The sequence below is a fragment of the Psychrobacter sp. CR212 genome (genome assembly GCF_059693765.1).
On the sequence record NZ_JCATIF010000003.1, the window covers coordinates 48,226 to 71,851 of the forward strand.

17 protein-coding genes are annotated in these 23,626 nt (G+C 42.4%); 7 read left to right on the forward strand and 10 right to left on the reverse strand.

The window, feature by feature from the left end; translation table 11 throughout:
* Positions 1 to 223: 223 nt before the first annotated feature.
* Both AC58CZ_RS07515 and AC58CZ_RS07520 read right to left on the reverse strand, forming a co-directional pair.
* Positions 224 to 1,036, reverse strand: coding sequence for a crotonase/enoyl-CoA hydratase family protein (locus AC58CZ_RS07515; RefSeq protein ID WP_494224103.1), 813 nt, complete (start codon positions 1,034 to 1,036; stop codon positions 224 to 226).
* A 209-nt stretch (positions 1,037 to 1,245) separates the two neighbouring features.
* Positions 1,246 to 4,713, reverse strand: a complete 3,468-nt coding sequence (locus AC58CZ_RS07520) for an ATP-binding protein (protein WP_494224102.1) — start codon at positions 4,711 to 4,713, stop codon at positions 1,246 to 1,248.
* A gap of 593 nt (positions 4,714 to 5,306) precedes the next feature.
* On the opposite strand from AC58CZ_RS07520, the gene cysM reads away from it, so the two are divergent.
* The 6 genes from cysM to AC58CZ_RS07550 all read left to right on the forward strand — a co-directional run bounded on the left by cysM (position 5,307) and on the right by AC58CZ_RS07550 (position 13,364).
* The gene (gene cysM, locus AC58CZ_RS07525; RefSeq protein WP_212564551.1) at positions 5,307 to 6,263 is read left to right on the forward strand and encodes a cysteine synthase CysM; all 957 of its coding nucleotides are present in this window, start codon (positions 5,307 to 5,309) and stop codon (positions 6,261 to 6,263) included.
* 27 nt (positions 6,264 to 6,290) lie between these two features.
* Positions 6,291 to 7,115 carry a 3'-5' exonuclease gene (locus tag AC58CZ_RS07530; protein WP_093067765.1) on the forward strand — a complete coding sequence of 275 codons (825 nt, stop codon included), beginning with the start codon at positions 6,291 to 6,293 and terminating at the stop codon, positions 7,113 to 7,115.
* Positions 7,116 to 7,177: 62 nt separating this feature from the next.
* The gene (gene rlmD / locus AC58CZ_RS07535; protein WP_083328877.1) at positions 7,178 to 8,731 is read left to right on the forward strand and encodes a 23S rRNA (uracil(1939)-C(5))-methyltransferase RlmD; all 1,554 of its coding nucleotides are present in this window, start codon (positions 7,178 to 7,180) and stop codon (positions 8,729 to 8,731) included.
* A 379-nt stretch (positions 8,732 to 9,110) separates the two neighbouring features.
* Positions 9,111 to 11,648, forward strand: a complete 2,538-nt coding sequence (locus tag AC58CZ_RS07540) for a RelA/SpoT family protein (RefSeq protein ID WP_058025796.1) — start codon at positions 9,111 to 9,113, stop codon at positions 11,646 to 11,648.
* 55 nt (positions 11,649 to 11,703) lie between these two features.
* Positions 11,704 to 12,633 carry a bifunctional DNA-formamidopyrimidine glycosylase/DNA-(apurinic or apyrimidinic site) lyase gene (gene mutM / locus AC58CZ_RS07545; protein ID WP_494224101.1) on the forward strand — a complete coding sequence of 310 codons (930 nt, stop codon included), beginning with the start codon at positions 11,704 to 11,706 and terminating at the stop codon, positions 12,631 to 12,633.
* A gap of 290 nt (positions 12,634 to 12,923) precedes the next feature.
* Positions 12,924 to 13,364: a hypothetical protein gene (locus tag AC58CZ_RS07550; RefSeq protein ID WP_093067758.1), complete on the forward strand. Its 441-nt coding sequence runs from the start codon at positions 12,924 to 12,926 to the stop codon at positions 13,362 to 13,364.
* A 113-nt stretch (positions 13,365 to 13,477) separates the two neighbouring features.
* Here AC58CZ_RS07550 and mscL read toward each other — a convergent pair whose 3' ends face one another.
* The 3 genes from mscL to AC58CZ_RS07565 form a co-directional block, all read right to left on the reverse strand.
* Entirely contained in the window at positions 13,478 to 13,921 is a 444-nt protein-coding gene (gene mscL / locus AC58CZ_RS07555) for a large conductance mechanosensitive channel protein MscL (protein ID WP_494224100.1), read from the reverse strand.
* 272 nt (positions 13,922 to 14,193) lie between these two features.
* The gene (gene typA, locus AC58CZ_RS07560) at positions 14,194 to 16,044 is read right to left on the reverse strand and encodes a translational GTPase TypA (protein WP_494224099.1); all 1,851 of its coding nucleotides are present in this window, start codon (positions 16,042 to 16,044) and stop codon (positions 14,194 to 14,196) included.
* Positions 16,045 to 16,392: 348 nt separating this feature from the next.
* Entirely contained in the window at positions 16,393 to 17,577 is a 1,185-nt protein-coding gene (locus AC58CZ_RS07565) for an OmpA family protein (RefSeq protein WP_058024499.1), read from the reverse strand.
* Positions 17,578 to 18,162: 585 nt separating this feature from the next.
* Between AC58CZ_RS07565 and AC58CZ_RS07570 the strand changes: the two genes are divergently transcribed.
* A complete protein-coding gene (locus AC58CZ_RS07570; RefSeq protein ID WP_289116123.1) occupies positions 18,163 to 18,891 on the forward strand; it encodes a GspH/FimT family pseudopilin in 729 nt (242 codons plus the stop codon).
* Between the two features lie 205 nt (positions 18,892 to 19,096).
* Here AC58CZ_RS07570 and recO read toward each other — a convergent pair whose 3' ends face one another.
* From recO to lepB, 5 genes are all read right to left on the reverse strand, one after another.
* A complete protein-coding gene (gene recO, locus AC58CZ_RS07575; RefSeq protein ID WP_494224098.1) occupies positions 19,097 to 19,873 on the reverse strand; it encodes a DNA repair protein RecO C-terminal domain-containing protein in 777 nt (258 codons plus the stop codon).
* 62 nt (positions 19,874 to 19,935) lie between these two features.
* Positions 19,936 to 20,901 (reverse strand): GTPase Era, encoded by a 966-nt coding sequence (gene era, locus AC58CZ_RS07580; protein WP_227675693.1) that lies wholly within the window; start codon positions 20,899 to 20,901, stop codon positions 19,936 to 19,938.
* A 314-nt stretch (positions 20,902 to 21,215) separates the two neighbouring features.
* Positions 21,216 to 22,013, reverse strand: a complete 798-nt coding sequence (gene rnc, locus AC58CZ_RS07585) for a ribonuclease III (RefSeq protein ID WP_494224097.1) — start codon at positions 22,011 to 22,013, stop codon at positions 21,216 to 21,218.
* A gap of 103 nt (positions 22,014 to 22,116) precedes the next feature.
* A complete protein-coding gene (locus AC58CZ_RS07590) occupies positions 22,117 to 22,509 on the reverse strand; it encodes a DUF4845 domain-containing protein (RefSeq protein ID WP_227674169.1) in 393 nt (130 codons plus the stop codon).
* A 143-nt stretch (positions 22,510 to 22,652) separates the two neighbouring features.
* Positions 22,653 to 23,555: a signal peptidase I gene (lepB, locus tag AC58CZ_RS07595; RefSeq protein ID WP_494224096.1), complete on the reverse strand. Its 903-nt coding sequence runs from the start codon at positions 23,553 to 23,555 to the stop codon at positions 22,653 to 22,655.
* Between the last annotated feature and the right edge of the window lie 71 nt (positions 23,556 to 23,626).

Genomic DNA, 23,626 nt, shown 5'->3' on the forward strand with positions numbered 1-23,626 from the left:
AATAGTGCATCTTTATCTAAATCTGTGCAAGCGGACAGTGTTATATCGTGCTGTCCACTCGTATTTCAATAGCCATAAGGGACTAATGAAACAAGCCTTAACAACTAAAAACAATCAACGTAATTTATCAAAATATGTCTGGCGTACTTTTAATCTAAGTACTGAGGCCGAAATTGTCTCAGATAAAATCCTTAAGACAATATCTACCAAAACTGAGAAAGTTTTAGCGGAACTGACGTTTGCTAAATATGGTGCTGGCTTGCTTTGCTTTTCTAAGGGCCAGCTTGCGATTGCGTCCAAGCATCATCTTAATTTGCCAGATTTTTTCTTTATATAAGGTAGTTGCAGGCTGCTCATACATCGCATTGATTACGCGTTTGCTCGCTAGCACAGCGTCAGGAGAACGCTCAGCAAACTCAGCCGCCAGCTGCCGTGCTTGCTCAAGCGGCGCCTCACTACAATGACTGATTAATCCTAATTCTTTGCCGTCATTGGCATTAATGATGCGCGCAGTCATGGCAAGCTCTTTGAGAACGTCTTCTCGTACTACCCCAAAGGCCGATTGCGTCAATCCCATGTCCGGTACCAAACCCCATTTGGCCTCCATAATAGACAGCTGACAATCTGGGTGGCTAATACGCACATCACAGGCCAAGGCCAATTGTAGCCCAGCGCCAATACAGTAGCCTTCTAGTACAGCAATAACGGGTACTGGCAGATCACGCCATATTAAGCAGACGCGTTGAAACGAGCTTTGCCAAGGCTTAATAAGCTCCCAAATGGCAAAGACTTGGTTTTTTGGATGGTTTAAATCCCCTAAATCAATACCTGCACAGAATGTGCCTTCTGCACCATTTAAAATAACCGCGCGTATCGTTTTGTCTTTGCTAATGCGCTCTGCCACCATAATCAGCTCATCTATGACTTGAAAGCTCATGGCATTTTTTTTATTTGGACGATTTAAGGTGACCGTTAATATATTGTCTACGACACGCACTTGTAATGTTTCATACTGGTAACTGGCAACCACGTTCATAATAATCCTTATTAATGAATAAAGTAACTATAGTAATGATGGTCACAATATTAGCAGGCTTAACCCTACTCTACCGTAGCAATAACTGACTGCTACGATACTGTATCAAGCGTCTACCTTTTAATATTCGCACATTATCTGGCCGCTAGTGATCGGTATCGTATGCAATTCACTTATTACATCGCATAATAACGGTCCGATTGCCTGCTCTAAATCATTTTCCACGTCATGTCATTTTCGCTCAAACGATGATAGTTGAGCTGAGGGTAAGCCGATAAATCCACGTTTTGTAAATTATTCAGTGCGGTAAGTAGTGCCTCATAATATGGCTCAATCATCGCAAATTGTACCGGTGTTGTATGCTGTACATTCAATAAGCACTTATCCTCCAAGTCTTGGCTGGCCTGACGTAGCTGCGGCACTCCTGTATAACGACTGCCTCCCAATATGCGATGGGCAATTTGTGCCAACAAGTTACGATCACGAGCTTCCCATGCTTGAGTCAGTGCTTGCTTTTCCTCGTTAATCGTATCGAGCATCATAATGATGAGCTTGGCTGCCAAATCAGGTTTGTTTGCTGAGCGAGTAAGCGCATCTTGCCAGTCTAAAATATCAGACGTATCCATTGTACTGAGGTTTTTTTGATGGAGGTTGTGATCCGTTTGCTCATATAGCCTTTTATCCATATTCGCTGTTATGTCTTCAGCAGAATTATCTGTCGGTTCTTTTGGTGGATATAATAATGATTCTTGCCCTTGCTTATGTAAGCGTAAGCTCTCATAGCGAGGCTGGTTCTCACGGGTAGCCTCTCGTCTATAATCGTCACGTGGCTGACTGTCACGCAAGTAGTCATCACGGATTTTTTTCAGTGATAATGGTCGAGTGACTTTTGGCGGTTCTGTGATTTCAGTCCTATTACGAACGCTTTCATTGTCTTTGACCATCGGATAAATAGCGGTCTTTTGATCTGAAAGCGACGTCGATTGTTCTGTGATGTGTATATTTTCGGAGTCGGTATTTTGTAAATCGATGCTTTGCAAATTAGAAGCTTGCAAATCAGTATCAGCCAATGCCGTTATTTGCGGCGTGGTGTTTTGGCGTCCTAACCATTTCTGTAGCACTTGTAACAATTGAGGTTGACTGATGGGCTTGCCGACGTAGTCGTTGATACCACTGGCGATAAGCTTATCACGCTCATCAGCTAGGCCATGGGCTGTCAAGGCGATAATAGGAATACGGCTATCAGCCGCTTCAATACTCCGAATTTGCTTCGCTGCTTCATGACCTGACATACGCGGCATTTGGATATCCATAAATATCAAATCGATATGATTTTTGTCTTGGGCAGCGATTTTATCGTCGATCCCCATATCTTCAGCATGAAATGTTTTGCTTGATTTTTTATTGACCTCATCACGTGTCTCGGCTTTTGAGAGTTGCGTTTTACTCGATAGACTTTGCTTATCATTTTTAGCAGATTTGACATTTTTGGTTTGCTGTTTGCTGATAATCTCTATGGCATCAAAGCCGCTACTCGCTGTAATGACTTGTATGCCAAGCTCGCTCAATAGTGCATCAAGTACCAATAGATTTGGCAGATGATCATCAACTGCTAGCACGGTAATCCCTTTCCAGCGCGGCTCTTGTAAGCTCTTAGGCATACTACGGTTTTGTGTATCGAGCATCGCGTATAGCTGTCTTTTGTCTAAGGGCTCATACAAGATATTGGCTTGATAGCGGTTTAGCAGTGCTTGGTCAGCTGCCACTTGATAGCCAAACACGGCAAGTTTGCCTTGATAATGGAGACGGATTTGCTTGAGTAACGCCATCATATCGTCTTGCGTGTCATCATCAACGATGACCCAATCCCAAAAGTTGCCATGCTCTTTGAGCGACTCAAGCACCCCTGGCAATGAATTGGCTTGAGTGAGCTTAATCGGTAAGTACTGCAAGCTGGCCTTCAACACTTGTATTGAGGCCGTATGACTGATCCAAACCAAGACGTTGAACTCATCAGTCTCGCTTGCAAGCGGTGCCAATACTGGCAGCTCAATGGTCTGACCAGTTGGTGCCTCTAGCACATCGACATGGGCTGGCATACGGAACCAAAACGTCGCGCCTTGATTGGCGATGTTCTCTTGAGCGTTGTCATGAAAGCCGATATCGCCGCCCATGAGACGCGTTAATTGTTTGGAGATAACCAGACCCAACCCCGTACCACCATATTGGCGCGTGATTGACGGATCACCTTGGCTAAAGCTTTGGAACAGCATTTTTTGGTCAGCAAGCGAAATGCCTTTACCACTGTCTTGCACACTGATCATCAGATAGTTATCACGATGATCGTCCAAGCTGACCCGTACGACCACATCGCCACTGTCTGTGAATTTGATGGCATTCCCCACGATATTGGTCAATACCTGCTTGAGGCGCAGCGCATCGCCATTGATACGCATGGGCACGTCGTTATAGAACAAGACAGCCATACGTAGACCTTTCTCCGCAGAGACAGGAGAGAGCATATCAACCACATCATAAATGGTGTCATACAAATCAAACTCATGACGATCAAGCACCAACTTGCCCGCCTCAATCTTAGAGAAATCCAAAACATCATTGACCAAGGCAAGTAGGTGAGCTGAGGATTTGCGGATAGTCTGTACGTATAAATCCTGTTCAGGATTGAGCTCACCGTGACGCGCTAATAAGTTAATAAAGCCATCGATACTGTTCAACGGCGTGCGCAGCTCGTGGCTGATGTTGGCCAAAAATGCGGATTTGGCTTGGCTGGTTGAGATGGCAGCATCACGCGCATTTCGAATAGAGATGTTTTGCATTTCCATCTCATCAAATGCCAAACGCAGATCGTCTTCGGTTTGCTCGGCATGATCCTTGAGCTCCTGAAAACTTCTATGGAGGCGACGAAATGTCTTGACCAAATCTTGCTGTAATAAATTAAGCTCACCATCTGACTCTACTGGTACAGGCTGATATAAGTTATCAACATGGGTACGTTGTAATTGCAAACGCAGCTCATAGATAGGTGCAATCCAACGCTTTGAGTAAATATTTAAGCTGAGTAATAAAATCAGAATGGTAAACAGACCGGTAATCACCAGCGCCATCGCAATACGATAACGGGCGATATAAAGTGGCTCGTTGTCCATATCGACCAGTAGCCACAACGTCTGCCCCTCAAACTCACCCAACACGCTGCCATATGCCGTGCCTACAGGCGTTGGTTTTTGCGATAAAAACTTTGCTGAGTCACTGATTAGCGGCCATTTCTCGTTCAGACCATAGCCTACGGTCGCCAATACTTGATTGCCTTCATTGATAACAGCAATACGCTGTACATGCTGCTCAGACTGCATACGCCCGAGTTTATCCTGTATGCTTTCGAGCGTTGTCATCGCACTCTGTGATGCCTCATCTGTGTTGCTTTTTGCTTGCTGACGTTCTTGCTCCAACAAATCAGGAATCAGCTCTGCAATGACTGGTGTATAACGAATCAATACCGCCTCAGCCAGTGCCTCTTGCTCTGAATCGCTCGCACGCATGGTTTCGTGAAATACCAAAATACCCCCTACCGCCGCCAACACGCAGATGGGTAAAAACACCAACAGGATCAGCTGCCCATAGGCACTGCTGGTATTGAAACGTTTTTTATATGCCATGCTCGCTCTACTCTCTACGAAAATGCTGTCTGTGAATTTTGTTACGGTCTCTACGCTACCATAAAAAATGCTTAAGCTTGCTAGCTTGTTTTTTAATGATACGCCTTTTATGGCTCAAGATTATCTTAACAGGATTCTATAAATGGCGGTTAAACATTAGAGTTCGGCCAAATAGTCACTTTGACTAACAGACTTTTGATAAGGCGTACTCAATGTTGGCTTGCTCTATCACAAACTCACTTTATCAAGAAACAGCGTCGCTACACTACCAAATAGATTGATGCCTCACTCAAAAAATGACCAGTCATAGGCTAACCCAGTGGCCATTATTCTTTTATGCAATAAGCGCAGCTAGCAACAAAATGATATAATGACGCAACTTTTTATTTGCCACAATAGATGGTTTACCCTCATGATGAATGAGAGCGTACGCTACTGCCGTTAAGTTTTGGTTTATCTGTCACTATAAGCCAATACACAAAACGCTTGTCTCAAATGATGATCAGACAATAAAAAATAGTGATTCGATCACAGCCTATCGCCCAAAAAATATTTTAGAAAATAAATAAGGATTTCTTATGTCCGCAACGGCCATGTCAAACGCTAACTTTATCACTCAAGTCACCAAGCTTGCCGATTGTGTTGGTCAAACGCCACTGGTTCAATTGCAGCGCCTACCTGAACAAGAGCATATCGAAAATGGCGCCACATTATTAGCCAAATTAGAAGGCAATAATCCCGCAGGCTCTGTAAAGGATCGCCCTGCTTTTAATATGATTTATCAAGCAGAGCAGCGCGGTGATATCAAACCCGGCGATACATTGATTGAAGCCACCAGCGGCAATACTGGCATTGCATTAGCTATGGTCGCGGCGATGCGCGGCTATCCAATGACATTACTGATGCCAACCAACTCTACTCAAGAGCGTAAAGATGCCATGATTGCTTACGGCGCGACGTTGATTGAAGTCGATGAAGGCATGGAAGCGGCACGTGATTTGGCATTGCAGATGCAAGCCGATGGTAAAGGCATCGTACTGGATCAGTTTAATAATCCTGACAATAGCCAAGCGCATTATCTCACCACAGGGCCTGAGTTGTGGGCACAAACTGACGGTAAGATCACCCACTTTATTAGCTCAATGGGTACCACTGGCACCATCACTGGTGTCTCACGTTATTTGAAAGAGCAAAATCCTGACATCAAAATTATCGGTTTGCAGCCTGATGAAGACGCGTCTATCGCTGGTATTCGCCGTTGGCCTGCGGCATATATGCCGGGTATTTTTGACGCAGACTTGGTCGATGAGATCATGGATGTCGATCAGCGTATCGCTGAAGTCTACATGCGCAAACTGGCAAAAACTGAAGGTATTTTTGCTGGGGTATCTTCGGGCGCAGCTGCATGGGCAGCGACCCAAGTGGCAAAAGCAAACCCTAATGCCGTCATTGCCTTTATCGTCTGTGATCGTGGAGACCGTTATTTATCGACAGGTTTATACAATGTTGATGACAGTCATATCGATAATGATGCAGATAACGCAGCATAGTAAGCTTATAAAAATGCAGGATTCTTTATGTCACAAGCTCTACCGTCCGACCCTATACTAGTTTTCGATATCGAGACGGTCGCCGATATCGATGGCGCACGGCGTATTTATCCGCAGTTGGCTGCACTGAATGATGAAGACACCTTAAGCGCACTGACAGCCATCCGCATGCAAGAGGCAGGACACGATTTTATGCGCTTGCCATTGCAGCGCATTGTCTGTATTTCCGCTTTATATATCAAAGATGGCAAGTTATCGCTATTTTCATTGACCGCGGATAAGTTTAGCGAAAAAGACATTCTTGCCAAGTTTTTTCGGGCATTCAGTGATCTTGAGACCTTGCCACAGCTCATCAGTTGGAATGGTTCAGGTTTTGACATACCTGTACTGATATATCGCGCTATGCAATATGATTTATCAGCGCCATGGCTGTTTGAAGAAGGTGAACGTATCAAAAATATGCGCTTTGATAACTACGTCAATCGTTTCCATACGCGTCATCTTGATTTGATGGACAGATTTAGTCAGTACGGTGCCAGTCGCCGCGAAGCCATGGATATCGTCGCCAGTTTATATGGATTACCAGGCAAAACTGACGTTGATGGTAGCATGGTGGGCGCGCTCGTCAGTAGTGGTGATTGGCAGACACTCTCCATCTATTGTGAGTCTGATGTGATGAACACTTGGCTTATCTATCTTCGTTGGCTACGTCTGACAGGAAAGCTGTCCTCACCAGACTTTGATGCTTGGCAACAGCAGAGCTACGACTATCTAGCACAATATACCCAAGCCGATGGTAGCCCAAGACATCAAGAGTTCATCGCTGACTGGTCATCGGCACCCAAATTATAGAAACCGTATTATTAGCAGTTTGTTATTCTCCTCTTATAGTTATTTATTATTAAGGCAGGTTTATGCAACCCACCGACTCCAAAACCTCAATAGCCAATTCTGCTCCGCAGAACGGTGTTACTCAAACGAATGATAGCCAAAAGATTGCCATTCCACCCAGCAAGAAAAAATCTAAGCCATCATCAAAAACGCGCCGCCGTCTAAAAGATGCAGAGCCGATTCCATTTAACATTGATGGTTTGTCACATGATGGTCGCGGTGTTGCCATCTATGGCAATGGTTTTGGGGTTGATGATGGCCACGCTGAAGATAAGCATGGCAAAAAAATATTTGTAAGCTTTGCTCTACCGGGTGAAAGCGCACTGGTCAAAATAACCAATAGCCGTGCCAGCTTTGAGGAAGGCGATGCAATCAGTATTACTGCTAACCCAAATCCTGAGCGTGCTGTGCCGCCTTGCCCACATTTTGGTGTTTGCGGTGGCTGCAACTTACAACACTGGCAGCCCGATGGGCAGATAAATTTTAAGCAGTCCGTACTTGCTGAGATGCTCATGCATCAAGCCAATGTAGAACCTGATAACTGGCTAGCACCTGTCGTAGGTGATCGTCTTGGCTATCGCACCAAGGCTCGTCTAGGCGTGCGCTATGTCGTCAAAAAAGAAACCGCGCTGGTCGGCTTTCGTGAGCGCTCAAGTAACTTTTTGGCAGAGCTCAATGAGTGCCATATCTTAGACCCACGCATCGGTTTTGAGATTGAGAACTTAAAGACGCTCATCAGCACGCTAGAGAGCCGTGACAAGATTGCTCAGCTTGAGCTTGCGATGGGTGAGCAATTGCCAGAATTGCCTGACGGCAATCAACCTGTTGCACTAATCGTGCGTCACTTAGAGCCGCTGTCAGAGGCTGATATAGACAAATTAAAAGCATTCTTTGCAGCGCGCAATTGGCAGCTATATCTACAGTCAAAAGGCGCTGATAGTATTGAACGTATCGCTTTGACAGAGGCAGATGATCTAAGCGAGCAGTTTGGTCGCTTGTATTATCAACTGCCAGAATATGATTTGACCTTTGAATTTATTCCTACTGACTTTACCCAAGTCAATTTATCTGTCAATCGCCAAATGACTAAGCTGGCTTGCGACTTATTAGATTTAAAAGCAGGTGAGCGAGTACTGGATCTGTTTAGTGGTTTGGGTAATTTTAGCCTGCCGCTAGCACGTCTCGTTGGTGAAACAGGTTCTGTGGTGGGTGTCGAAGGTAGTGAGGCCATGACCAAGCGTGCGGCTGACAATGCTCGTCGTAACGGTATCAGCAATACTGAATTTTATAGTCAAGATTTGACAAAAGATTGCACTGACAAACCTTGGGCCAATCAGGGTTTTGACGCCTTACTCATCGACCCCCCGCGCTCTGGTGCTTGGGAGATTATGCAGTATTTGCCAAAATTCAACGCTGAGCGTATCGTCTACGTTTCTTGTAATCCAGCAACCCTCGCCCGTGATACCAAAGCATTACTAGAGCAAGGGTATCGCTTGACGCATGCGGGTGTCATGGATATGTTCTGCCATACTGGACACGTCGAGTCTATCGCTCGTTTTGAAAAAGTAGACAGCTGATTTTTATACGTATCTTATAATTCGTAATAGCCTCTTAAGTAGCCGTATTATGACCGCAACACTGAATCCAAGCTTGGATAATATTTTGCCCATAGCTCACGACTATTTCACATAATTAACCACAGTCATTACAGAGCCTCGCTTGATTTGTCTTTTCAAAGTGAGATAATAGTAAACAATCTTCTTATACTGTATATCGCCGTATAAGCAGCATTTGTACTCGTAGCTTTATATATTTACGCGCATTTTATGGCTGCTAAAAATCAGATTTTTAGCAGTTGTATTGGTTTATAGCTAGCACTTTATGAATCGTTCATTCAGAGTGTGTGCATAGTAGATGAGGTTATAATCAATTCAAAATAGCTAAGAGGAGTCGGCTATGGTAAAAATTCGTGAGGGGTTACCGTTGGTGGATGGACAAACCACGCAGGCCGACAGTGCCACACTGGCGGCGCAATTGGTAGCGAGCCAACGCTCTCACCAATCTGCCAACAGCTACGCCCAGATTCCTCTCGATATCAAATACCAGCTGTCAACTCACAAGCTACATACTACGTTTGATCGATCAGCGGCACATACTTATGATGGCCTCGATCCCGCGCTTGAAAACGAGTATCTGGACAACACCTATACGCTCTCAGATGAAGAGCTCGAATCCATTGATTTAGATCAAGCCAATATCGATGTACCTACGTGGCTCGACAATGTGGCGAAGCGTATCGGACAAGAGTCTGTACCTCATCTGAGTGCTGCTTGTGAGTTTATCCGTAGTCACATGAATACTAGCGAATCTGAGCGCTCAGGTGCTTACGTCACTGGTATTGGCATGACAGACATATTGACCTATCTCTATCAAGATGAAGATGCGCTTGTTGCTGCCATGCTATATCGCAGTGCACGCAAATCCATCATTAGTCTTGCTGAAGTTGAGAAAAATTTTGGTGCGGATATCCTAGCCCTTGTTAAAGACACTTTAGCAATGGGGAAACTCTCAGAGATTATTGAGAGCAATAAACGCTTAGAAGATCATTTCGTCAATAATCAGCGTGACCAGCTATCAAATATTTATAGCATGCTCATTTCTGTCACCAACGACGTGCGTGTGGTACTCATTAAGTTGGCAGAGCGTACCTTTGCCATGCGTGAGTTGACGTTTTCTAGGCCAGAGCGTCAAACTCGTGTCGCGCGTGAGGTCATGACTATTTACGCCCCATTAGCGCATCGCCTAGGTATCGCGCAGCTTAAATGGGAGCTTGAGGATCTGGCGTTTCGCTACCTTGCGCCCGATAGGTACAAAGAGATTGCCAAGCTACTGTCCGAAAAGCGAAGCGAACGCGAGTCTTATATTCAGCGTGTAGAAGACAAGCTCAATGAGGCATTAGCGAATGCTGGCATTGAGGGCGAAGTATCCGGACGCGTCAAGCATATCTATTCTATTTACCGCAAAATGAAGCTCAAAGGTTTATCCTTTGACCAGCTTTATGATATTCGTGCATTACGAGTATTGGTCAATAATCCTTCAGACTGTTATCACGTCTTAGGCTTGGTACATGGTTTGTGGCGTTATATTCCTGAGCAATTTGACGATTATATTACCAACCCAAAGTCAAACGGCTACCGCTCACTACATACCGCCGTCATTGCCGAAAACAAATCGCTTGAAGTGCAAATTCGTACTCAGGAGATGCATTTTGAGGCGGAGCTTGGCATGTGCGCACATGTCAATTACAAAGAAGGCCTGAAGAATAAAAAAGACAATTACTTAAATCAAAGAATCAGCTCGCTACGTCAGCTACTGTCTATTAACAACGAGACCCGTAACCAGCCGCGCTCAGCTGTCATGACAGGCGAAGAGCTAGATGACATGGAGTTTGACGAAGAAGAACAACTCGTTGATTTTGATGAGCTCGAGCGTATCTATATTTTCAGCCGTGACGGCGACATCACCGAGCTACCAAAAGGTGCAACCGTTCTCGATTTTGCCTATTATGTGCATACCCAAGTTGGTAACCGTGCACAGGCAGCCCGAGTTAATCAGCGCTATGTGCCATTGACTTATCAGCTAAAAACAGGGGAACAAGTTGAGATCATCACTAAGGCATCGCGTGAGCCCAATCGTGATTGGCTAGTCGCCTCACTGGGCTATATTCATACCAATCGCGCACGCTCAAAACTGCGTCAATGGTTCAACAAACAAGACCGTGATAAGAATATTGAAATAGGTCGTCAGATGCTTAGCAAAGAGCTTGAGCGCCTATCCGTGCATCCCAATAGCATTGACTTAAATGACTATATCCAGCATTTCCATGTCAATACGACCGATGATATTATCGTGGGGCTCGTCACAGGTGATATCGGTCTCAACCAGCTAACCAGCCATATTTCTCGGCAGCTACATCTAGAACCCGAGATACCACCAGAGAACTTTGCACCGCACGTCGATACTAGAGATGCGAGCAAGCTCGATGCCTACAAAATCCGTATCGACGGTCTGGATAATATTGAAATCAATTTAGCAGGCTGCTGCCATCCTGTACATGGTGAGCCAATTGCCGGATACATTACCTTATCGCGAGGTGTCAGCGTTCATAACCGCGGTTGCCCTGAGTATCTGCGTTTGGTCGAGCGTGATCCTGAGCGCAAAATAGAGGCAGCTTGGCAAGTACAATCTGGTCGCTATCAGCCAGTTGATATCCACGTAGAGGCGTATGACAGACGCGGCCTGTTGCGTGATTTGACACAGATTATTGATAAAGAGAACGTCAATATCCGCAAAGTTGAAACGCTTAGTAACGATGACAATATCGCCTTTTTGAAATTTCATATCGAAGTTTCAGGGCTAGCGCATCTATCTAAGTTACTGGCGAAACTAGAGCAACAGCACGGTGTCTTACATGCTCGTCGCGCTGTGGCTTAGTTGAAATGCTAAGCTACCAATTATTCACTCAAAAATAGAGTTGTCATAAAACATCATGCCCGAATTGCCAGAAGTAGAAACCACCAAGACTAGCCTTGCACCATTATTAGGACAACAGGTGATTGACATAAAGGTCTTTGAACCCAAGCTACGTTGGGCGATGCCAGATGACTTAAGTAGTCTGGCTGACTGCACGTTAGATAGCGTTGAACGCCGAGCAAAATATCTTGTTCTTAAATTTTTGCCCACAGTGCTTAATGATAATGATGCCATGGTATCCCCACTTAAGCTTTTGATTCATTTAGGCATGTCAGGTAGTTTACAGCAGCACAGTTATGGCACTGACAAACGTAAACATGATCATCTAATAGTAGTATTTAGGGATTCTGAAAATGCAAAGTCTCAGCTACATTATTACGATCCAAGACGATTTGGCTCAGTATTATGGTATGAAGATTACGGTAGCAAATTACTGGACCACTTGGGCCCTGAGCCACTCTCAAAAGATTTTACCGCAGAATATCTTTATAACGTTATTCAACGTAATAACTTATCCGATAAAGATCATAACAATACAGGCTCTAACAAAAAACCATCGACCAAACGAGCACAGTCCATCGCACGAGCTATCAAATCTGTCATTATGGAACAAAAAGTCGTGGTAGGTGTCGGTAATATCTATGCGACGGAAAGCCTCTACCTATCAGGCATACATCCCGCTACCCCAGCGAACCAACTTTCATTTGACCAACTTGTTGTTTTGGTTGATCATATTAAAGACATTCTAAAAAAAGCCATTGAACTTGGTGGCTCAACGCTACGAGATTTTACAGTCGCGAGTGGTCAAACGGGTTATTTTCAGCAGACTTTAAATGTTTATGGTAGACAAGGAGAGCATTGCCTAAAATGCGATACCATTCTAGAAAATGTTAAGCTCAATGGTAGAGCCAGCGTTTATTGTCCAAATTGTCAGCCGCTAGCTTAAGCTTAATTAGTGGTCATATGATTTCTTACCTTAACTAAAGACAAATCTGCTACTATTTTCAAAATAAATACAATCTAGTTTGATATATTTTTTTACTCACATAAGAATATCCCATGTATTCTTGTTGCTTATTGGCGTACATCTTGCTTTAATAGTGCTAGCGCTTACAAAAATAGTGCGCACTATTTATTCTTCTGTAATACTTACCTTACCTGTCGTTGCCGCGATATTCCTATTTGGAGACAGCAGCAGCCATTAATCATACTAATTGTAAATTTTAGGATATCGTTATGACGGTTAAAGCCACAAACAAACGCGCAGTTAAGCAAAAGTTGTTTCCTGTCTTTACTTCCTTAGCGTTAATGGCTGCTAGTATGCAACCTACTTTTGCAGCCATAGAAATAGACGAAACTGACTTTGGCCCTTCGTATGAGACGATGGTAGTAGATACGATTGTTGGTAAACCATTACAACTGGTCAATGCTGTGGCTGGTACCGCCGCCTATATCGTGAGCCTACCCTTCTCTCTTATCGGTGGAAATGCCGATCAAGCGCAGCAAAAATTATTTGTTGAGCCTTGGGATGCTATGGGAAGATGTTTAGGCTGTACAGTTGCAGAAGACAACTATTATAAATCACAAGTTATTGACAATAATACTGTGCGTATTGTCGTTGACCAACCATCAGAGATTTTGATTAATACCAACGATTACGTGGTTGTCACGCCATAAACTACTGTGTTTGATCGTTTTTAGCATAAATCACAAAATATGACTTTGTGAATAGACAATAGAAAAGGCTAACGTAAAGTTAGCCTTTTTTGTTACCACTAAACCGTACGTTATTATTTTACAATATGAGTATTACTTAATTTGGCACTGATTTCACGCAGTAACTGTACTTCTTCTGATGGCTCTACTACAGCTTCCTCTACAGCTTCCGTACGACGCATTTTATTTACTAGTCTCACCATCATAAAAATAATAAAAGCTAAAATTAGAAAATTAATGAGTACAGTGATGAAGCTACCATATGCTAATACAGGAACGCCAGCTTCTTTGAGTGCATCGTAGGTCATAGCAACCCCATTAGGCACATCACCCAATACTAAAAGCATATTTTTAAAGTTAATCTCACCCCCTGCAATGAAAGCGACAATTGGCATAATGATATCATCTACCAATGATTTAGTGATGGTAGCAAAAGCCCCACCAATGATCACACCAACTGCTAAGTCCATCACATTGCCTTTTAGAGCAAACTCTTTAAATTCTGAAACCATACTCATCGTATTCTCCTCAAGAATTATCTATAGGCGTATAGATATTTTATATAATCAGTATCATACTTCACTCTAACGTTAATCATTGAACACATCAAAACTAATGTTCATTTTGTATTTATTTTTTAAAAATTACAACAAAAAAAAGCAGTATAAAGTGAACCACTATAGCTCCCCCTATACTGCTAATTCTTTAACTACTTCGATGTCTAAAGGACATTAAATTTTGGTGTTGAAAATCAACGCTCTAAAAAATTGAGTAGTTTATACTGTCGATATTATGCGTTTTTCTTACTACGGCCGTGACGCTTACGCTCACTTTCAGTCAGATAGCGTTTACGGATACGTACTGCTTTTGGTGTTACTTCAACTAGCTCATCATCTTGAATAAACTCAAGCGCTTGCTCAAGCGTGAACTTAACTGCTGGCGTCAACGTCAACGCTTCATCAGTACCACTAGCACGTACGTTGGTAAGCTGCTTACCGGTTGTTGGGTTAACCGTCATATCATCGTTACGAGAGTTAAGACCAATAATCATACCCTCATAAACTTCAAGCTGTGGCTCAGCAAATAACTTACCACGTTTTTGTAGGTTAAACAGTGCAAAGCCTAGGCAGGTACCATTTGCCATAGAAACCAATACGCCGTTTGAACGACCACCCACATCACCGATCTTTTGTGGACCGTAATGCGAAAAGCTTGACGTCATGATACCACTACCTGAGGTCAGTGTTAAAAACTCAGAACGGAAACCGATCAAACCACGAGCTGGTACTGTTGCTTCAATACGCATACGGCCTTTACCATCGAGCTCCATATTGGTCATTTCGCCTTTGCGTAGACCAACCTGCTCCATGATAGAACCCTGATGCTCTTCTTCGATATCGAAGACAACGTTTTCATACGGCTCTTGTAGCTTGCCATCAACTTCTTTTACGATAACTTCTGGGCCTGAAACACCCATCTCGAAGCCTTCACGGCGCATGTTTTCAATAAGTACAGATAAATGAAGCTCACCACGACCTGATACTTTGAACTTATCTGGAGATTCAGTATCTTCTACACGTAGTGCAACGTTATGAATCAACTCACGCTCAAGACGCTCACGAATATTACGTGACGTGACAAACTTACCCTCACGACCAGCAAATGGTGAGTTATTTACTTGGAAATTCATTGATACGGTAGGCTGATCAACTGTTAATGCTGGTAATGCTTCAACATTACTAGGATCACAAATCGTATCTGAGATATTAAGCGCATCGATACCCGTGATACAAACGATATCACCAGCCTGTGCATCTTCAACATCAATACGATCAAGGCCATGGTAGCCCATAATTTTTAAGATACGGCCGTTACGTGTCTTACCATGCTTATCAATGACAGTAACTGGTGTATTGGTTTTAACCTTACCACGCTGGATACGACCAATACCAATCACACCAACGAAGCTATTGTAATCAAGGCTTGAGATCTGCATACGGAATGGTGCGTCTGCATCAACTTGCGGCGCCTGTACAACATCAACAATAGTTTTAAATAGTGGCGTCATATCATCAGCTAAATCATCTGCTTCCAAACCTGCAATACCATTTAACGCTGATGCATAAACCACTGGAAAATCAAGCTGCTCATCAGTTGCACCTAGATTATCGAACAAATCAAAAATTTGATCCATTACCCAATCAGGGCGTGAGCCAGGACGGTCAATTTTATTGATAACAACAATCGGCTTTAGACCTTGTTCAAATGCTTTTTGCGTTACAAAACGAGTCTGAGGCATCGGGCCATCGACAGCATCAACAACCAAAAGTACGCAATCAACCATTGACATCACACGCTCAACTTCACCACCGAAATCGGCGTGACCTGGGGTATCAACGATATTAATACGGTATTCAGTTCCTGAAGTCTGATCTGTCCAACGAATGGCTGTATTTTTAGCCAAAATAGTAATACCACGTTCTTGCTCAATATCACCTGAATCCATTGCACGTTCAGCAATATTTGCACGATCGCCAAAAGTACCAGATTGATGTAATAATTTATCAACCAAAGTTGTTTTACCGTGGTCAACGTGGGCAATAATTGCAATGTTACGCAGGTGTTTGATATCGTTCGCCATATAAAATGCTCGTGTCGTCTTAAAAAAATGCAGTAGCAATAAGCGCCGCTTGATAAACTCTTATCATCAATCAGATAAATATTGAATTTTAGATGATACACAATAAATGCTATCGCTCAGAAAATCTCAATATAATCAAATATCTATGCCGATAAATTCATCGTACAGATAGCTATGCTAATGTACATTCTGTCAATTTACAGAATGTTTGGGTGGCTAGTATAACATTATTGATTCATAAATTTATGAAATAACTTACTTTTCTCAATACATAAATAAAAAAAGCCACCCAATTGGGTAGCTTTTTTTGTAACCATATATCTAACTATACGATTAATTATCTAATACTTACTGAACAACCATATCTTTAGTTTGTTCAACAGTCATAGTTTTGTCACCAGTGATGATGGCATAAACACGACGGTTCATAGCACGACCTTCTTCAGTATCGTTTGATGCGATTGGTTGGTCATAACCATAACCAACAGTTGATAGACGGTTTGGAGCAATACCGAATTCGTTAGTTAGCATAGATTTAACAGCAACGGCACGAGCTTCAGATAGACGTTGGTTATAACGTGCTGAAGGACCAGTTTTAGATGCATGACCTTCTACACGAGCTGTAGAGTTTGGATACTCACGCATTTTTTCTGCTACTTTAGCGATTTCTGGCTTGTATTGGTTTTTGATAGCTGATTTATCGTTATCAAAGAATACACGTAGTTCCATTTTTAGCTCATCAGTAATATCTACTGGTACTGGGCAACCACGCTCATCAACCACTACATTCATTGGAGTGCCTGGGCATGCATCCATACTATCAGGTACGCCATCACCGTCAGAATCAAGGTCAGCTTCAACAACAACTACTGGAGTGTTGTCAACCATTGGCTCTTCCATTGGCGGTACAGCTACTGTAGGTGCTAGATGGCCACCAAGTACAACTTCTAGACCGGCCAAGGCCATGCCTTCCCACCAGTTGTTGTCAAAGTTATGAATCGCACGAGCTTCACCACGTAGGCTTAGTGCATCGTTGATACGATACATAGCACCTAAACCTAGGTTACCGATAGTGTCTTTAGTGCCACTAACTTTGTCACCTGAAGAGTCTTTAATCTCAAGTTTAGATTGGCCAGCACCAACTAATACATATGGCTTAAGAGCGCTATCAGTATAACCAGTGAACTCTTCGGTACCAATTAAGAAGTTACCAGAGATCATTTCTTGTTCTGCGTCGAAATTATCAGAACCGTCTTGGCGGATAGCATCAGTATCTGATACACCATACTCTACTTGGAACTGAGTAGAAGGAGTAAGTTCGATACCTAACGCTGCACCAGTGTATAAACCATCTTCTTTATAGTAGCTATCACCATTACCACTATAGTCGCCTAGTAATTCAGCTTGATCATCATCAGCGCCTTCGCTGTAGTGATAACCTAATAATAGTGGGCTAATAGTAACACCAGCATTAGCTGCTAGAGGTGCAGCTGTTACAGCGAACAGTGCTAGAGCAATTTTATTCAGTTTCATGGACTTCCTCCAAAGGATAATTTTAGTGATGCATTAAGCAAAACCGATTCTCAAGACGCTCTAAATTAGACATCTTTTACGCATTTTAGGTTACAAAGCAAAACCAATTAAGAAGTAGCTTAGCGATTATCCATTCAGTTTACAACTTTTTTCGTTAACGAGCTACACATTATTACACGATAATGTTGTAACTAAAACACAATAGCCATTCTAAGTTACTTAGAACTAACACACCTTACGCTTTTTATCTTTTGTATGTCAGTTCACGATAGATACTAAATTAACTAGCACCTATCGTTTGAACATATTTTATTACAATTAATAATTTTTCTCTATTCCTAATGCAAATTATTCACTAATTGAAACATTTTTTGACAATAGACATATATTCTGTTTATATTACAATAGTCGACTTTATTTGATATTCGAAGTAACTTATAGAAAAGTAATAATTTTGTATACTGCCAACAAACCAAAATACTAGTCTTTATCAAGTATTTTTTCTACATAATGGATTAGCTAGATATTACAAATAAGCGCGATTATTCTATTTGGAAAGTCTGAAGCCATAGGATGTAGCAATCTATGAAATCGCTTTATAAAACATCATCAAATTATCGCAGATTACTGATAGTGGTTTTACCTGTATCTACTTTTATGAAGGGAATGCTTAGTCATGATAGGCTAATATTTCGAATAAATCAGTTGTACGCTCCACTACACCAGTTAACTATATGTAATAAACGCTCTGCAATGCATTTGCAAGCTTTAAGAGCTAAAGGTAGGAATGGCTTCACTCTTGTTGAGCTGATTGTTACTGTAACGGTGTTTGCTATCATAGTAGCGATTGCAACGCCAAGCATATTGACGCAATTAACGCGTATGGAAGCCAAACGCGTCAAAACCCAATTAGAGAACGCCCTCGCTTTGGCAAAAGCTGAAAGCTATATCACTAGACAAGATGTATTGGTTTGTTTATCGAATGACGGTATACAATGCGACCGCAATAGTGACAACATGCTTATATTATTCGTAGACAAAAACGGTAACAAAAACTTCGATACAAATGCTGATACTCTAGTACTCAATCAATATTTTAATTTAAAATATAGTACACTGAAACTCAGAGTCGGAGCGGGTCGCCATTACATCAAATTTTGGGGTGATAGTGGCAAACCTCGGGGGCATTTTGGCCATATCAAGTACTGCCCCACATCTACCTATAATGATGCAATGTACCAAATTTCTTTCAATCAAAACGGTAGAGTCAGTCAGAAGCTTAATCAAGACCACCCTACCGATTGTGATGGGTAATTGAATGCGGACAAAGTAGCAAGTACATTACCTTTAAGCATTTTAATACATCGCATTTTTTACCATAACAACAGCTTGCTATAATCCTAAATCATAGCGTGTTCTATATTTAACTCATCAATACCATCGACCTAGGCAACAGTATCGATATTCCCACAAGTTAAGCCATGGCCTAAACTCAATAGATTTAAAAATGATAATCTCTTTATTGATAACGTTGTTGCTGTTGCCATAGCAGCCGACTTTGTAATGGTTGATAATCAAGCAGATGATCTATCAGATGCCGATGTAGCTTTGACCAATTATTCAGCGTTGCTTTAGTAATACCTAGGTAAGCCATTTCAAGAATATCGATACCTTTAAATACAGTTTGTCCGGTAGTACTATCCAAATGCTCAGAATCTGTAGCATTCTGCATGATTGGTATTAGCCCTACATCAGGTAAAAAGCGATACACACAATCAGGTTTGATAGTATCTTCGATGTTGTCATGCGTTAGCGTTAAGGTAAAACCCAACTCATTGAATAGGTGCTGCTCAAATTGGCGTAAACATAAACGAAGCTCATTATTCTCTAAAGGTTGCTTCAGCTGCTGTAAACTGTCCTGATAATGTTGCCACAATACCGGCATTGGATCTTCGGTCGGTAACAATCGCCACAGTATCTCATTAAGGTACAACGCCGCATATTGATGCTGCCCATTGATACTACTGTAAGGCACAGTAGAAAGTATGGCAGGGGCACTCTCTTTTTGCTCGTTATTTGTTTGAGGAGTGGTTTGCGAAGTAATCTGGATTTGAGTGAATGTCTTTAGGTCGCGTTTGCCAGTGGCAAATAGCTGTAAAGGCATAAATAACGGCGCGCCTTTTTTCCCAACACCATGTATGACACCATGCTGCTGAGAAAAAAGATAATACAATGCACGCTTTTCTTGATAAGGACGCTGATGTAATAAATAGCCAATTAACGCTTCGTTACGCATCGTTTATTACCTCAGCATTTAGCATATGGATAGCAATATTACCGCACTATCCTTGATTGCTATCAATATCCCAAACTGGTTAATGCACGTTCGTCATCAGACCAGCCACGTTTAACTTTGACCCATAGCGTTAGCATGATTTTTTTGTCAAACAGCTGCTCCATATCTTTACGAGCATCCATACCGACTTGCTTGATGCGTTGACCTTTATCACCAATGACAATGGCTTTTTGACCACTGCGCTCAACATAGATAGTTGCATCAATAAAGGTGCATGCTTTACGTGGACGCCCCGTTTTTGGATCTGTATGCGCAGGCTCATCTTTAAACGCATCGATCTGTACGGTCAAGTCGTATGGCACTTCATCACCCGCACTACGCATTATTTTTTCACGAATGATTTCGCTCGCTAAGAATCGCTCTGAACGGTCAGTGATTTGCTCTGTATCATAAATAGGTGCAGCAACTGGTAAATGTGAGGCAATCACTTCTTGCAAACGATCTAAGTTTTGGTTTTTGAGCGCCGATACTGGAACGATATCAGCAAAGTCAAAACTTTCATTAAAGGTTTCAATAAGCGGCAATACGCTGCCTTTATCTTTTAAAGTATCTGATTTATTAATGACCAATACAACAGTTAAATTGGTATCACCAAGCTTTTGCAGCGTCAATAGATCATCATCACGCCATTGATCTGAGTCAACAACGAACAATACTAGATCAACATCTACTAGAGCAGATACTGCCGCTTTATTCATACGCTCATTAATGGCACGTACTTCATTGCGATGGATGCCTGGCGTATCTACAAACACTGCCTGCATCTCATGATTGGACAAAATGCCATGAATACGGTGGCGCGTCGTTTGCGGCTTACGCGAAGTAATAGACAGCTTTTGACCCAATAAGTGGTTCATCAACGTTGATTTACCCACATTTGGACGTCCAACAATGGCAACATAACCAGCTCTGAAGTCGTCAGCCATACGAGCATTCGTATTTGGCGCAAAAAACTCTTCAATCGCCATATCATTGTCGATTGTGATATTTTCTACGCTATCTGCATTCGTATCGACATCTGTATTTTCAATCATATTTTGAGTACTATCTTCATTATTCGATGGCACATCAGGGTGATTGCTCATAAGTTAATCCTATAGGGTTTATATCCAGCCAAATATGACTTAATAGTTTGTCGGTGTAGTTACTATTGGATATCAGCTGGTAATATTTGAAATAAGTAGTATATAAGGTAAATTAGGTCTATGCCGCTTCAGGTCTCATCACTCAAAAGCGGTATTGTTGACTCAGAAATAAGCCTGTAATCGCCTGCGAATATTTGCTAAGAGCGTTTTTTAGCGGATCCTGGAAGTTTGTGCAGCTGATTGATCATAAGCTCTGCTGCTTTTTGCTCAGCGATGCGGCGACTTTCACCAGATTCAGTAATATCAGGGCAGTTTTGAATATTCACGTGACAGCGTACTACGAAAATTTGATGGGGAGCGTTGCCACGTGTTTCCATAAGCTCGTAGCTTGGCAAATCAAATTGCTTAGACTGTAACCACTCTTGCAAACGGCTCTTCGCATCTTTTAGTGCTTTTTGGTCATTGACGTTGTCAATCAAGTCTCCATACCAAGAGAGTACGCAATGACGAGTGATATCCATATCTTGACTGTCTAAATAGATGGCACCAATCAAAGACTCTACCGCATCCGCCAATATAGAAGCACGATTACGGCCGCCACCCTTACGCTCACCAACGCCTAATATCAGATGGTTAGACAGCTCTAGATTTTGCGCGATAATAACCAATGATTCTTGGCGGACCAAAGTTGCACGCATACGGGTTAGACGCCCTTCGTTTTGATTAGGATAACGATGGTATAAAGCCTCACCCACAATCATGCCCAAAAGCGCATCACCTAAAAACTCTAGACGCTCATAATTTTTTTTGCTGTCAAATGAGCGGTGCGTCAATGCAAGCTTTGGCAGGCTCAAATCATTAAATACATAGCCTAACTTGCGCGTTAAGACTGCTAAGCGCTGAGTAAATTCTGAGCTAACAACAAGCGTGTCGACAGACGTGCTATTTTTTTTAGGAGTAAGAACCGCGTGGGAATGTTGCGAAGTTGGTTTCATGCGTGGCTTGTGGTTATCCCTTCTGTTTTACAGATTCAGTTTAATAAGAGTCTATATTGGATTTTGTTGAGGACACTAAAGCGCTGTCCTATCTTATAATTATTTATTCTGCTGTAGCCATATCGATGTCTCCTTCGAAACGATTCACAATATCGACATTGCTAAAGAACGTATTGGTTACTGCATATTCTTTATGAATGGCCAATTGGCCCGTTTTTTTATTGGTAAAAGTGAATACATCTTCTGCATTGGTGTCATAGTCAGCATTGATGGATAGCTGTTTATTAACACGCTCAACGAATTGCTTGGCTGTCTCGTTATTGTCATTGGCTACTTTAAGCTCTGCACTCAAAAGTTTCGTGAGCTGATAGTCACCAATTTGAGCAGGCACAATGGCCACTAGGAGTTTAACCGCGATACCCAACATCATAATAATGAGAACGATGTTTGTCACACTAGCACCGCGCTGCGTGGCAAGACCAGATAACTGCTGCATTATGATATCCCTCTACAGATAGATGACTATTTTTAATAGCGTTCTATACCTATGACTTAGATAGTAAAACGCTATTTATTGAATAGTAACGATATTAGCATAAAACTATTATCGATAACTCAATCAATAGAGTACTCATGGTATTAATCAATGGTACCATTACGCTCGAAAGTTGGTAAGTTTAATCCTGGTGGTTTATGCATCCAAATATAGACCGCTTTACCCGCTAAATTTTCATCAGGAACAAATCCCCAAAAGCGACCATCTGCACTGCGATCACGGTTGTCACCCATCACAAAATAATGACCTTCTGGTACTTTAATGCGCCACTCTGTACCTTCTGAACTTACAACTTCTGGTGATTGTTGTTGTAGGAAGGGAGCATACTGTGAGCTGTTCATACCATTTAAGTAGCGAACAAGGTGTGTGTTTTTACCCTGTGTCTCTTGGAAATATTGTGCGGCGTCCTCTTCTTCCTGACCCATCGCAGCAGCACTCTCTTCTGTGAGCACCTGACCTGGACCCATCTGTCCTGGCAAATAAAGTTGTGACGTCAATTCTGCATTGGCCGAAAAATCGACAGGCGTCGTCTCCACTGGTACATCATTAATAGAGATTGTGCCTTGATTGTAGCTGACGGTATCGCCAGGCAAGCCAATCAAGCGCTTGATATAGTAGATGCTTGGGTTTTCAGGATAACGGAATACCACTACATCGCCATGCTCAGGCTCGCCAGTATCCAAAACTTTATTATACGTTAGCGGTAGACGAACGCCATACGCATACTTGTTGACCGCAATAAAATCACCCGTATATAGCGTTGGCACCATAGAAGATGATGGAATATTAAAAGGCTCAATCAAAAACGAGCGTACTATTAACACCACTGCCAACACAGGAAAAAAATCATAGGCCCAGCGTACCAGTAGGCTCTCTTTGCCTCGACCGCGAGTTTTGCGCTGCTTGAGTGCCAGCTTATCTAGCAGCCAGACAATTCCTAATCCTATGGTCAACGGCACTAAAATTAAATTGAAATCAAAATCCATACCAAATTGCCTATTAACGTGCTGTTTGTCTAGTTGCTTTGATCAAAAAACTGACGATATTCAACTGTTAT